The 12476-nt window shown below is 55.5% G+C and carries 12 protein-coding genes; 4 read left to right on the forward strand and 8 right to left on the reverse strand.

The genetic code is table 11. The features are described from left to right. Positions 1 to 154 precede the first annotated feature (154 nt). Positions 155 to 1024: an ABC transporter ATP-binding protein gene (locus CKJ85_RS04350; RefSeq protein WP_095553543.1), complete on the reverse strand. Its 870-nt coding sequence runs from the start codon at positions 1022 to 1024 to the stop codon at positions 155 to 157. Continuing rightward, positions 1011 to 1928: an ABC transporter permease gene (locus CKJ85_RS04355; protein WP_095553544.1), complete on the reverse strand. Its 918-nt coding sequence runs from the start codon at positions 1926 to 1928 to the stop codon at positions 1011 to 1013. Before CKJ85_RS04355 ends, CKJ85_RS04350 begins: the two co-directional genes overlap by 14 nt. Positions 1929 to 1987: 59 nt before the next feature. On the opposite strand from CKJ85_RS04355, the gene CKJ85_RS11825 reads away from it, so the two are divergent. Together CKJ85_RS11825 and CKJ85_RS11830 are read left to right on the forward strand one after the other, a co-directional pair. After that, positions 1988 to 3874: a glycosyltransferase gene (locus CKJ85_RS11825; protein ID WP_158221616.1), complete on the forward strand. Its 1887-nt coding sequence runs from the start codon at positions 1988 to 1990 to the stop codon at positions 3872 to 3874. 2 nt (positions 3875 to 3876) lie between these two features. Then, positions 3877 to 4866: a hypothetical protein gene (locus CKJ85_RS11830; RefSeq protein ID WP_143340154.1), complete on the forward strand. Its 990-nt coding sequence runs from the start codon at positions 3877 to 3879 to the stop codon at positions 4864 to 4866. On the opposite strand, the gene CKJ85_RS04365 is transcribed toward CKJ85_RS11830, so the two are convergent. The 3 genes from CKJ85_RS04365 to wecB all read right to left on the reverse strand — a co-directional run bounded on the left by CKJ85_RS04365 (position 4851) and on the right by wecB (position 8806). Then, positions 4851 to 6194: a glycosyltransferase family 4 protein gene (locus CKJ85_RS04365; RefSeq protein WP_095553545.1), complete on the reverse strand. Its 1344-nt coding sequence runs from the start codon at positions 6192 to 6194 to the stop codon at positions 4851 to 4853. The genes CKJ85_RS11830 and CKJ85_RS04365 overlap by 16 nt on opposite strands. Further along, complete coding sequence (locus tag CKJ85_RS04370) at positions 6194 to 7483, reverse strand: glycosyltransferase family 4 protein (protein WP_095553546.1); 1290 nt, start codon at positions 7481 to 7483, stop codon at positions 6194 to 6196. The genes CKJ85_RS04365 and CKJ85_RS04370 overlap by 1 nt, the downstream gene beginning before the upstream one ends. A 123-nt stretch (positions 7484 to 7606) precedes the next feature. After that, on the reverse strand, positions 7607 to 8806 hold the full coding sequence (gene wecB, locus CKJ85_RS04375) for a non-hydrolyzing UDP-N-acetylglucosamine 2-epimerase (RefSeq protein WP_095553547.1): 1200 nt from the start codon (positions 8804 to 8806) through the stop codon (positions 7607 to 7609). A 311-nt stretch (positions 8807 to 9117) separates the two neighbouring features. Here wecB and CKJ85_RS04380 point away from each other — a divergent pair, with 311 nt between their 5' ends. Next, on the forward strand, positions 9118 to 9390 hold the full coding sequence (locus CKJ85_RS04380; RefSeq protein WP_095553548.1) for a hypothetical protein: 273 nt from the start codon (positions 9118 to 9120) through the stop codon (positions 9388 to 9390). Here the strand turns inward: CKJ85_RS04380 and CKJ85_RS04385 are convergent. Next, positions 9387 to 10343, reverse strand: a complete 957-nt coding sequence (locus CKJ85_RS04385; RefSeq protein ID WP_095553549.1) for a Ppx/GppA phosphatase family protein — start codon at positions 10341 to 10343, stop codon at positions 9387 to 9389. The genes CKJ85_RS04380 and CKJ85_RS04385 overlap by 4 nt on opposite strands. Beyond that, positions 10340 to 10906, reverse strand: coding sequence for a DUF501 domain-containing protein (locus CKJ85_RS04390; protein WP_095553550.1), 567 nt, complete (start codon positions 10904 to 10906; stop codon positions 10340 to 10342). Before CKJ85_RS04390 ends, CKJ85_RS04385 begins: the two co-directional genes overlap by 4 nt. Positions 10907 to 10991: 85 nt before the next feature. Here CKJ85_RS04390 and CKJ85_RS04395 point away from each other — a divergent pair, with 85 nt between their 5' ends. After that, a complete protein-coding gene (locus CKJ85_RS04395; RefSeq protein WP_143340155.1) occupies positions 10992 to 11846 on the forward strand; it encodes a hypothetical protein in 855 nt (284 codons plus the stop codon). A 6-nt stretch (positions 11847 to 11852) separates the two neighbouring features. Here CKJ85_RS04395 and CKJ85_RS04400 read toward each other — a convergent pair whose 3' ends face one another. After that, positions 11853 to 12455: a septum formation initiator family protein gene (locus tag CKJ85_RS04400; protein WP_233126948.1), complete on the reverse strand. Its 603-nt coding sequence runs from the start codon at positions 12453 to 12455 to the stop codon at positions 11853 to 11855. Positions 12456 to 12476 lie beyond the last annotated feature (21 nt).

The raw sequence follows: 12476 nt of genomic DNA on the forward strand, positions 1-12476 counted from the left end.
CACAGATTGGAACCTGAGCCCACGCCTAGAAGCCCCAATTCGAGAAGCCACCATTGTCACGAACCCGAGGGCAGTAAGCCCAAGATTAATCCGAAAGAACTGAGGAAACTGCATGGCAAATACTCTACCCGCATACGTAACATGGAAACCACAACTATAGCTCTTTGACAGTCTTAATACTCACGACCGATAAATTACGCTGGACTTCCTGAAGAAACTCAGAAGATTTCACCTTCTTCCCTTCCCTCAAAAGCCCGGAAAACTCAGAGTATTGAGACGTAATCTCATCCGTCGGCCCATCCGCGATCACATCTCCCCGATGAATCCAGATACACCTATCACATGCACGTTTTACCGCGGCAAGCGTATGCGACACTAGGAAAATATTCCCAGCATCCTCCAAAAGCGAATCCATACGCTCCTGCGCTTTAGAGCCAAATGCGGAGTCCCCAGTTGAAAGCGCCTCGTCGACGAGCAGAATTTCCGGTCGCACTGCAGTAGAAATCGCGAAACTAAGCTTTGACCCCATACCTGAGGAATAAGTACCCATGGGGCGTGTTGCAGCCTCGCCTAACTCAGCCCATTCAATAATTTCAGGAACCGTGTCCCGCGCCTCCTGTGCTCGCATCCCCAACGCGAGAAGACCTAAGTAAGCATTCTGCTCACCCGTCAACCAACTTTGGAGTGCTGGTGCCACACCAAGAAGCGTCGGCTGGCTTGAAACATGAATGACTCCGGTAGTTGGCGCCTCACTTCCGGAAATTATCCGGAGCAGAGTCGATTTACCCGAGCCGTTACGCCCAATAATACCGATGGACTCACCTTTTCTTGCCACAAAACTAACGCCCCGCAACGCGTCAACTGTTCGCGAGCGCTTGTGTTTCCCAAAATTCCGACCACCGCTAGCAGCAGCTCCAGTGAGCACATATTCCTTGCCTAAACCCTGAGCCACAACAGCAGGCTCATCCACAACCGTCTCCTGCAGGCCTCCACGCAAACTACCTTGCCAGTCACTGTCGGACATTTATATACCTCTCTTCAGCACCCCAAAAAAAGACCAATCCCACGACCAGAAGACCCACACCCCAACCGGTAAGCGTCAAACACGTAGATAAAGACGGGACAACAGAATACAAAACACTATCCCTTCCCGTGTCGAGAAAAACATAACCCGGGTTATACGAAAACAGAGCGTAAAGTGTCGGCGAATGAGCGAAGCGCTCAAGCGGGAAAAAAATTCCAGAACTAAAGAACCAGCCCCGGAGACCAACATTAATAATGACCTTAAAATCCGGAAGAAACGAGGTAATACGCGCCACGATAAACATCAGGCCAGTCCCGAACGCCCACATCAACAGAGTCAAAGGTACGACAAAAATAATCGTCCAGGACAATGGCTTATTCCACTGCGTAACCAACCCCACAAAAACAGCCACGAGCAGTGTCGGCAGATTATCGATAAGATATCGCAACGACTGGGAGAAAACCAGTGTCGCTTTAGGAAAAGAGAACGCCTGAATGAGATTCCTAGAAGTTTGAATCAGAGACTGCCCACCATTGACAAGAGACGTCATAAACCCAAAAAACGTGACACCAAGAATCAAAAACCCGACAAAATTATCAACACCCCGCGATGTTTTCAGCAGGAAACCGAAAATCAAACCGTACATCGCAGCATCCAACATCGGCTGAGCGATCAGCCAAAACCTCCACAAGTTGTAGCTCTTTGCCGTACGGAAAGCACGATACCGCGCGTCTGTAACAATAAAATACCGCCGCTCCCAAAGCTGAGCCATATAAAGCGGCAGCGCAGGACGAACATTCAGCTTGCGCATCCGCCGCATATTGACCACCAATGTCTCAGCAGCGACACCCTCTGACGAACCACCAACACCAGCGGCACCCGATTCCGAGTGACTTCGACCCATTCCCGGACTCCTCTCAATCTATAATCCAAATACTACTGAAGGCTAAGGAGCGACCCGAAATGCCCAAACACACTAAAATGTACATACGAACAGCGCGTTCAACAGCAACACTCGTCAAACGCCTAATCCTACAAAAAGCACCAAAACCAGTCATCCACCAACTACGCCGCACCCAGAAACTCCTCAGGACAGCAAAGCTCAAACACGCATCTGCTGGTGGTTTCCCTTCCGTCACCCCGGGCAGCGAGCTATCCACGCCGCTTGGCAAACCACATTTTCCCTTCACAGTTGGGTGTATTCTCGATGAGTTCTCGTACGCTGCTTGGAGTCCAGAGTTTGCACTTGTACCACTAGAACCAGGTACACATGTGCCGCCGGTAGATTTTGTCCTCGTGGAATCCGCTTGGGCAGGCGATGGGGGAAAGTGGCAGTTTCAGCTCGTAGGAAAGAATGCGCCCTCGCCTGCTCTCCGCGAGATAATCGAACAGTGCCGATCCCGTAATATCCCCACAGTTTTTTGGAATAAGGAAGACCCGTCACACTTTGAGGACTTTCAGTCCACAGCGGAATTGTTTGACTTTATCGCAACGACGGACTCGAACAAGGTGGCTGAATACGAGAGTCTTTTTCCATCTGCGACGGCATTTGTCCTTCCATTTGCCGCCCAGCCAGCGCTACAAAATCCAGCGCGCAACGGAATTATGGAAACCGCTGGCGACATAGCTTTTGCCGGTACTTATTTCCGCCATAAATTTTCAAACCGACGAGAGCAAATGGACGTAATACTATCCGCGGCGCACCGTGTCAGTCAACAATCTGACGCGACTTTCACTATTTTTTCTCGCCATGCGGGAGGGGACTCCAAGTACCAGTTTCCACTCAAATGGCGCCAACATGTAGTTGGCTCACTCCCATATGCAGAAGTCCTCGCAGCTTACCGATCTTTCAATGTGTTTCTCAATGTGAATTCCGTGACCGAAAGCCCCAGTATGTGCGCGCGTCGGGTATTCGAAATCGCGGGTTCAGGCACACCGGTTGTAAGCACCGAATCGATGGCTTTACGAAACTTTTTCAAAGTAAATGAAGTACCCTCAGTCCGCGCTCAGGATGCTGAGTTAGTTTTGCGTGCGTTGTTGGAGTCAGACCTGCTTCGACGACGCACATCCCACCTCGCTTTACGGCGAGTTTGGGAAGAGCATACCTATCGCCATCGAGCGAACTCACTACTCCAAGCCCTTGGGTTTAGGGACGAAAAATCATCGCCACCGCTCGTGAGCATCGTATGCTCAACTAATCGTGACATAGAATTAAAGCATCTCCTCACGCAGGTTGCTAGGCAAACGTACAGCAACATTGAATTAGTCGTAGTGGGACACGGGGTCCACCTCAACCCTAACCTCGGTAAGCAAGCTAGCGCACTAGGAATAGAGAGGCTTACAGTTCTACACCGCGACGCATCGACTAGTTTGGGGGAATGCTTAAATGCTCTTGTACAAGCTAGTTCGGGCGAGATAATTGCGAAGTTTGACGATGACGACTTTTATCTTCCAAACTACCTCCGCGACCAAGTAAATACGCTGATAAATATGAACGCAGATCTAGTTGGTAAAGGATCAATTTACTTCTATCTACAGGGCAGTGACGTCATAGCTCGTCGTTGGAAACATCAAGAGCATATTTGGCGAAATTTCGTAGCTGGAGCAACTTTGGTGGGATGGCGGAGTGTGTTCGTCGAAACGCCATTTGCAAATCGCACAAAGGGCGAAGATAGCGATTTCTTGCTAAGGCTCGAAAGAAAGGGCCGACGAGTATACTCAGCGGACAGTTTCAATTATGTTTGCGTCCGTGGGAATGATAAGCACACATGGCAAATTTCTGAAACAGAGATCCTAGCGAATTCTGAAATAGAAACGTTTGGTAAAAACTTGAAACATGTGGAGGTGTAGTAGTGAAGCTGTCGTACGAACAAAAGCGAGCCTACCGACGTCAGCTTATACATGCACGCCGCGCATTATCCCGTTCAATTGCAAGTTACCTAACCCCAGAGCTTTTTAACGTGCCCTCGGATTCGAGAATTGCAAGAGACCGGGCGGTCGGTTTCTTCCCCACGATCCAACGTGTGTGGCCGAACCTCGATGTTTTTCTGGACACTCACCACGTCCGCAAGGGTGTGCATTCCGTGTGGCACCAAGGCTTGCCGATCGACTTTCAACTCACTAGAACACGGGCCGACGTATTACTTGTAGTCTTTCATGGTGCTTTAGAGCTCAACGCTGCATTGCCCTTATTCCCGGGGGCGAATGTAACCCGTGGCCTCAGAGCGTCTCGTTTAGCATTCACAGACCCCAGCTTGTATCTTTCTCCGGAGCTCCCCCTTGCGTGGTACGCAGGTAGTGTTTTTCAGCCCGACCTTGCGAGCCAAATCACTAAGATCATTCGCAAGGTTGCACGCTCCACACGCGCGAAGCGCATTGTTCTGTTCGGATCGTCAGGCGGTGGTTTTGCGTCTCTCGTTCAAGCAGCAGCAATTCCGCAAGCCACAGCACTCATAGCAAATGCTCAGACCAACGTACTTCTGTACCATGAGTATCACGTACAGAAATATCTTGATATTGCTTGGGGTGGAGACCGCAAGAAATTTGTGGCAGCTGGCCAAAGCTCCGCAATAGAGAGGTTAAACGCGTCTATGCCTAGGCCACGCGTGCTTTATATGCAGAACTCCACCGACGCCTTCCATATCCGCAGACACTTAAACCCGTTTATGCAGCGACTTGGCTCAGAACTGAATGTCCAGCTGCTTCTAGGTAATTGGGGAGATGGCCACGTCGCCCCACCGAAAGAGTTATTCCGTGCCTCGCTCGAGGCTGTGGTGGAAAATGACGACTTAGCGCTCGAAAGGATAGGATTCGTTCCTGGGGTAAATTACAGCCCAGAATAGAGTTCTCCATAGATACGCGCCGCGTCAGCCCAGGTAAATAAATGAGGCGATGCACGCACTGGGCTATGCAGTGCATCGACGATAGCTGAAGCTATATCGCGGGGAGAACCTGGCGCTACATAACGTTCCACGCCACGGGTTATCTCACATAGAGCCGGTAAGTCGCTGGCCACAATTGGGATACCAAATGCCTGAGCCTGTAGTGTCTTTATCGGTGTGATGTTACGGGTCACAGGCGTATCTTTGCGGGGCGCGACAAATACATTAAGGGCGCTATAATAGCGTGCAATTTCGTCATGTGATTGGTAACCGGAAAACACCACACGATCCAATAGTTGCTCAGCCCGCGCAAGGTCACGTAGAACTGACAGATGGCTACCGTCACCAACGAGGAGCACTGAAACGTCTCTAGGGAGATGATGAAGCGCGAGAATTAGATCATCGAATCCTTCATAATCTACAATTGAGCTCACAGCGCCTACGTATTGTCGCGGCGGCAAACTAAGGCTGCGCTGGGCCTCCTCTGCGGGAATGCGCTGGCTAGACCACTGCGGGTCAACAGCATTTGGGACAATTTCAATCAGACTCCTTATCCCGCGATCGCGCAAGGAAACAGCGGAAACTTCGCTCAGCGCAACTACGGCAGCTGCGGCATGCATCGCTTCTTCTTCTTTCAACCGAGAAGCTTTATAGAAGGCCGTCGATTGAGGATCAGACCCCTTGGGTTGATGTGCTTCCCAAGTAGCTTCAGGCTCTCCCCGGACCTCGTAGACCCAAGGTATCCCGAGTTCGCGTGCAGCGAGGGATGTAGCAGCTGCATTTGGCCATGGAGTTGTTGTGTGGAGGACGGTAGCACCACGGCGGAATGCCTCATCCCTAATCCCCCTTGCGTATTCTTTAATTTGGTTTGCAAACAACATTGGGCAAAGAGTTGGAAGAACACGAGCGTAAGTTAGCCCCTCGAAATCTTCGCATGCGCTCGAGGGAAAACGTCCAACGTTGACAGGATAACAAATCCGGGTGATCGCAGATGCACTCATCCCCGCATCTCGCTGAGCTTTCAGGATCTGGTGGCTCCGGACCGCATACCCACCGGTCGAATGAGGATATGAGTTCGTCAAGATATGCAGGGGCGCAGCGGAACCGCCACCAGTTGGTGAATCAAAGATGGGAACACGGAAGTCTCGCTGGCGATGTTCAGGTGCCAATGGTCGCTTGAACCCGCGCCCGAATAGGCGGGCACTTGCTTTAGAAGCAAATGCTGTAGGGTTCCGCACCACCTGCATAGTGTAGTTCGTAATAGCTAACGGTAGGTAATCCAACTTCATCAACGTAACCTATGCGCCCATTCAAGACAATCAGCAAGGCTTGCGGGAGATTCAGTTTCCCGCTGATGATGCACCCACTGCTTCCCGGTTTCAGGCAATTGGAGCTTTGATCTGTTTTGGGCCAAATTTACCCACATCTGAGCCAAAGCCTCAGGATTTTCCGGTTCAACCACATCTCCAGCTTGCAGCTTGCGAATAATTTCAGCGGTCTCACCCGCCACAACCCCTGAGATATGCAGTCCCTGGTTCATAAGTTCATATGTTTTCGAAGGCACAGCCTCTTCAAGCGGGGCCCAGTCAGTCAGATGAACAAGAGCAGTGTCCGCCCATTGATAGCACTCTTGAAGCAGCTCTGCGCTACGTCGCTGCTCGAACGTAGCCTCAACGCCTAGTCGCGCCGCCTTTTCCATCAGCTCAGCCTTCGCAGCACCAGCTCCTACGAACCGCAAACGCACCTGCACACTAGCATTCTCCGCTTTTTTCGCGGCCTGTAGCGCGTTTGCAAGGTTCTGAGCCCGCCCCAGAGTCCCAGCGTACAAAACGTTCAGTACATCGCTCGGCCCGCTAAGCCGCGGTTGCTTCACAATTAGCGTTTCTGGAGGGAAAACATTCCTCACAGTGAAAATCTTCTGGCCAGCAGAAGAACGTTTTTGCAAGTTCGTAGCTAAACGGCTCGAAGTAGATATGACCGCGGTGGCGCTAGCTAGCACCCTGTTCAGCCACATATTTGTGACCCCCACTACAACCTGCAAAGGTCCCCTTGAAAGTACCCGTTGACGTAGAGAAGGATTCCCAACTGCGGCATTCCATCGGTCTGACACAGAGAATAGCTCAGGCCAGGCGTCACGTAAGTCAATGATATAGGGAACCTTAAAACGCCATGCTGAAATCGCGGCTACAAACGCCGTGGGAATAGCCGGAACCGTCCCTATCACTACGTCCGGTTGAAAACTCGCTAGCGAACCGGAACGCCGAAAAACAACATGCAATTCACCAACGGCAACGGCTAGCTGATTAAGTACTTTGCGGGTAATAGAATTTCCGCCGGGGACGTAGCCGGAGCGAAGAACAATTCGAGCGGTGCTGACATCACGCTCTTCCTCACGACAACGATACCCCCTCCTAGCAATCCACTCCTTCAACGATACGTTTCGCTGATAGTGTGGAGGCGGAGCTACTACAAGGATTTCATGGCCTGCTTTTTCCAACGTACTCGCCAACCAAGCCCAACGACGCTGGGGAACACCATTTTCTGGCTCCCAATATTGAGTAATCAGGAGGATGCGCACCAGTATCTTCCTCCTGCTAGCTATAAATCGTAAGACCAGCAGGAGCCCGAAACCGGAACCGACGGAATATAACTCCGCGATCCCAATCGACGAACTATAGCCCCGGCTAGCAATCTACCGATGTCAATTATAGCCATCGCACCCCCGTGGGCAACAATTCCTGCTATACCCCATTTCTGGTTCAAACTCAGCAATTCGTTCACCAACTCCAGTCAACTCCGCGATCGCAGCAATCACCCGGGAAGACGCTCTACCATCACCATAAGGATTCACAGAATTTGCCATCATCTGGTAGCTCGAATCGTGGTCAAACAGATCTCGAACCTCTTTCACGATACGTTTTCGGTCTGTACCGACTAGTTTAACTGTTCCAGCGACAACTGCTTCTGGCCGCTCCGTGTTTTCTCGCATTACAAGTACCGGTTTCCCTAAAGACGGGGCCTCTTCTTGGATACCGCCAGAATCGGTAAGCACGAGATACGACCTCCCCATCAGTGCAGTGAACTGATCGTAAGGGAGTGGGTCAGCGATAATCACATTAGGAAAATTTTGAACTTCAGGGAGAATCGCATCTCTTACCTTCGGATTCAGATGCAGCGGCAGTACAAATGCACAATCGGGGTACGATCTCGCCAAGTCTTGAACCGCGCCAGCAATCTGCTTCATCGCCTCGAAATTTTCTCGGCGATGAGTAGTCACTAGAACAAGGCGGTTCTCACTAAGGCGCAAAGTTTCTAGGCGAGGATCCTCAAAAGCCACATCCCACGTTGAAGCTGTTAAAAGCGCATCAATAACTGTATTCCCTGTAACGACAATATCCTCGGCGCGAAGGTTTTCGCGCAGCAAGTTTTCCCTCGCAACAGACGTCGGTGCCAAATGCAAGCAAGCAAGCTGACTGATAATTCGTCGGTTCGCCTCTTCCGGGAATGGCGAAAAAATATCCTGGGTTCGTAGGCCCGCTTCCAGATGAACGACTCTTACTCCCCTATTAAACCCCGCGAGAGCCGCAGCCATAGCAGTGGAGGTATCACCCTGAGAAATAACGACGTCGGGCGCCTCTTTCGCAAAGAGAGAATCAAGCCCTTTTACTGCGCGCCACACCAGCTCATTGAGGGACTGCCCCGGCTTCATAAGGGCCATATCGTAATCAGGTACGATGCCGAAACGCTTGTTAACCTGCTCTAGCATTTCGCGGTGTTGACCGGTAGAAATAAGAACGGGTTCAAACCGATTATCTTCTCGCAAAGCACTCACGACTGGAGCGATCTTTATCGCCTCTGGGCGAGTACCGTAAACGGTCATGATCCTAGGTTTTGGAGACATGGCTTCATTTACTCTTCAGTGGGGTGGGAAAACAGTACATTCATTCCAACCTAGTACATTGCATTCGACTTAGCATTCCATCCCTGGGGTTGCCGTTTGCCCCAGCAACGCTACCAACAAGTTATACGGTAGGACGGACGAAATCAGTGGTTCCAGGGCTTTCTCAACTAGGCATAAGCAAGGATGCCCGCCGAACCTGCGTATGCACATTGTCTAACTACCACAGCGTGGAATTCAAGTACGCAGCGAGGCGATTACGTAAGGTGGACCGCCACTCCTTAGCCTATCCATTTCCTCTAGTGTAGGTAGACATGTACCAATTCGTTGTCGGAGCAGCCGCCGGGTACGTGTTCGGCACGAAAGCCGGCCGCAAGCGCTACCACCAGATTGTCAACGCCACCCAAGCGGCGGTGAACTCGCCGGTGACCAAGCAGGTCGTTGAGTCCACCCGTAAGGCCATTGCGAACAAGATTGACCCCGAGCCGCGCATGCGCGAGGTGAAGGATCTGCGCAAGGGACGCAAATTACGGGGCAGGAAGAACGCGGAGCTCGAGGACCAGATCCTCGAGCCCGACGAGGACTAGTCCGCGAGCAGGCCGGCGACGATACCGTCGAGGATGTCCTTCTCGCTGATGATGAAGGAGGACGCGCCGGCCTCGTCGGCGAATGCGTCCATCATCTCCTCCACGACCGTGGAGCCGGAGCCGATGACGTCGGCACGACCGGGGTGCATCGGGCCGTACTCGAGGCGTTGCTCGGCCGTACGGACGCGCAGATCCGTAGTGACTTGCCGCATACGGTCGAAGGGGATCTCCGACATGTGGATGCGCGTGGGGTCGTAGGAGTCGAGGTTCTGGGCGAGTGCGGAAAGCGTCGTAAAGGTGCCCGCACAGCCCACGAACGTGCGGGCCTGGGCGAAGGGGACAACCTCGGCGGCCTCGGCGATGCGATCGCGGATGTAGGCGCGCGCGGACTCGGTTTCTTGGGCGGTCGGCGGGTCCGTGCGCATGAAGCGCTCGGTGATCCGGACACACCCCATTTGGGTGGAGCGCGCGCCCTGCTCCATGACGAACTCGGTCGAGCCACCGCCCAGGTCGATGACGCAGAAGGGCCCACGGGCGGGGTCAATGTCCGCCGTGGCGCCGCGGAACGACAGGCGCGCTTCCTCGTCGCCGGAAATGACTTCAGCCTGCGCACCCGGCTGGATCTGGCCGAGGAGTTCGCGGGTCATGGCGAAGAAGTCCTCGCGGTTGGAGGCGTCGCGGGTGGCGGAGGTGGCGACCATGCGGACGCGCTGCACGCCCTCGGCGCGCATGCGCTCGGTGTAGGTGGCAAGCGCCTCGCGGGTGCGCTCGATGGCCTCCGGGTTGAAACGACCGGTCTCGTCCACACCTTGGCCGAGGCGGACGATGCTGTTCTCTCGGGTGACCTCCGTCAGCGTGCCGTCGTCGCTGCGGCGCGTGATCAGGAGGCGGATGGAGTTGGTGCCGCAGTCGACGGCAGCGACGGTCAGCGGCGTGTGCTGTGGAGAGGTCATGCGAGCCCCTCCCCTGCCTCGTCGAGGGTGATGCCCAGGTCTTCGAGCGTGGGCCACTCCGCGGGGACCGCGGAGCCGCGAAGGTTGCCGTGCTCGGCGGCGAGGGCGACGGCCTCGTCGCCGAAGCGGACGCGGCCTGGGCCCTCCGCAAGCGCGTAGGCGATCAGCACGTGCAGGCACTTGATGCGCTGCGGCATGCCGCCGCCGGAGAAGTCGGTGCCCAGGTCCTCGATGGCGTTGCGCTCGGCCAGGTAGTGCTCGTGCGCGGCGAGGTAGTCCTTGCGCAGCGCCTCGCCGTTGTCAGAGTCCTCGTTTAGGCGGGACTCCATCCACTTCATCACCTGGGCGACCTCGAGCCGGGACGCCTCGGCGGTGAGGCGTGGGTCTGTGAGGTAGTAGAGGGTTGGGAAGGGCGTGCCGTCGTCAAGCTTTGGCGCGGTCTTGAGCACAGCTGGCTGGGCGTCGGGCGTGCGGTAGGCGATGGCGAGGACGCCGCGGGGCGCGCGGCCGAGCTGCTCGGCGACGGTGGCGAGGTCGTCCTGCGTGGGAGTTTCGTGTTGCATGGGGCTATTGTCGCATAGCGTGCGCACGGGGCACTTGGCGCGGCGGGTAGGTTGGATGCAGTGTCTGGCCACGATTGGAGGAACCGTGCATCCTGAGCGCGACTACTCGCGGTACGCGGGCGACGTGTACACGTACGGGAGCCTCGACGAGTTTGCGGCGAGGAACCTGCCGAGCGGGATCCATGCCATCAGCTACGGCGCTGGGGCGTTGGAGGTGTGGCTGGTGCGGCGCTCGAGCAACGCGCTCGTGGTGGCGTTCCACGCAGCGGTTGACCTGTCTTCTGCCACGCTTCCGGTGTTTACGGGCCAGAAGGTCACGCAGGATCTCGACGCCTCCGTGCTGTTCGTATCGGACCCGTCGCTGGAATTGGGGCTGTCCATCGGCTGGTTCGCGGGAGACCGGGAGCGGCCACTCCAACGGGATCTGGTGCGCGTGATCGAGCACGTGGTGGAGGAGCTTGGTGTCGAGGTGGTCGTGTGCCAGGGATCCTCAGCCGGCGGGTTTGCGGCGCTGTACTACTCGCTGCAGTTGCCGGGGTCGCTGGCAGTGGCGATGAACCCGCAGACCAACATTATGAAGTACTACCAGCCACGGGTGCGCGACTATGTGGACGCGTGCTGGCCAGGAGGTGCGGATGATGTGACCACAGACTTAGTTGCGGCGTATTCGGCGGCCACGCCCAACAAGGTGCTCTACCTGCAAAATCGTGACGACGCGTTCCACTTGCACCACCATTTTGGTCCGTGGGCATCGCGGCTGCGAGAGCGCTACGGCGTGGACTGGTGCGCAATGCCGGGCGATTGGGGCGACGGGCACGCGGCACCGCCCTCGTTCGTGCAGTCAGCGGTACTGGAGTACGCCCTGTCGTTCGGCGGGGACTGGGCCGCGCTCATGTGCGACGACGAATTCCGGTTCGGGCTGGAGGCCCTGGGGGCGTAGCTCGGGCTATGGGTTTGCGGGTGCAGGGGCGTCGGCCGGTGCCTCCGCTGGTACAGCGTCTTCCGGCGACACGGCTTCCGGGTTCGCGGCGTCCGGCGCTGGGACGGGCTGATTAGCTTGCTCCTCCCCTGCCGGGGGCTCCACGGACTCCGGTGACTCCGGGGCTTCCGGGAGCTCGCGGAGCGAATCCCACATGACAGCGGGCCAGGAGCGCTCGTCGGGAAGCTCATCGGTGGTGATCGACGGGCTGTGGGACATGCGCGGGTCGATGATGCGCCAGGCGGACTCCCCCTCCGCCATCACGCCCAGGCGGCGGCGAGTCTCCTGCTCCACGTAAGCGGGGTCGTCGTACTTGGCGATGTCCTCTTCCAGCTGCGCTTTCCGGCGCTCCAGCTGCTCGATGGAGGACTGCGCACGGGCGATCTCGGCGCGACCCTCGTAGTAGTTGCGCAGCGGGACCGCGATGGCGATAAGGACTGCGATCACGAGCGCGATGAGGATGGCCATGCTGGTGATGTCCTGCTGGAACAGCGCGGGCAGGCGGCGCTTCTTCACGCCAGCGGCGGCCTCTTCGGCGCGGCGGCGCTGCTCGCGCTCGCGCGAAGCCACCGGCACCCTTCGAGGTGCTTT

Origin of the sequence: Corynebacterium sp. NML 150383 (assembly GCF_002285085.1) — a bacterium.
Lineage (GTDB): Bacteria > Actinomycetota > Actinomycetes > Mycobacteriales > Mycobacteriaceae > Corynebacterium > Corynebacterium gottingense.

What these genes read in the sequence shown, in the direction of transcription:
- CKJ85_RS04350 (WP_095553543.1), bottom strand. Translation starts at nt 1,024, where the DNA reads ATGTCCGACAGTGACTGGCAAGGTAGTTTGCGTGGAGGCCTGCAGGAG.
- CKJ85_RS04355 (WP_095553544.1), bottom strand. Translation starts at nt 1,928, where the DNA reads ATGGGTCGAAGTCACTCGGAATCGGGTGCCGCTGGTGTTGGTGGTTCG.
- CKJ85_RS11825 (WP_158221616.1), top strand. Translation starts at nt 1,988, where the DNA reads ATGCCCAAACACACTAAAATGTACATACGAACAGCGCGTTCAACAGCA.
- CKJ85_RS04365 (WP_095553545.1), bottom strand. Translation starts at nt 6,194, where the DNA reads ATGAAGTTGGATTACCTACCGTTAGCTATTACGAACTACACTATGCAG.
- wecB (WP_095553547.1), bottom strand. Translation starts at nt 8,806, where the DNA reads ATGTCTCCAAAACCTAGGATCATGACCGTTTACGGTACTCGCCCAGAG.
- CKJ85_RS04380 (WP_095553548.1), top strand. Translation starts at nt 9,118, where the DNA reads ATGTACCAATTCGTTGTCGGAGCAGCCGCCGGGTACGTGTTCGGCACG.
- CKJ85_RS04385 (WP_095553549.1), bottom strand. Translation starts at nt 10,343, where the DNA reads ATGACCTCTCCACAGCACACGCCGCTGACCGTCGCTGCCGTCGACTGC.
- CKJ85_RS04390 (WP_095553550.1), bottom strand. Translation starts at nt 10,906, where the DNA reads ATGCAACACGAAACTCCCACGCAGGACGACCTCGCCACCGTCGCCGAG.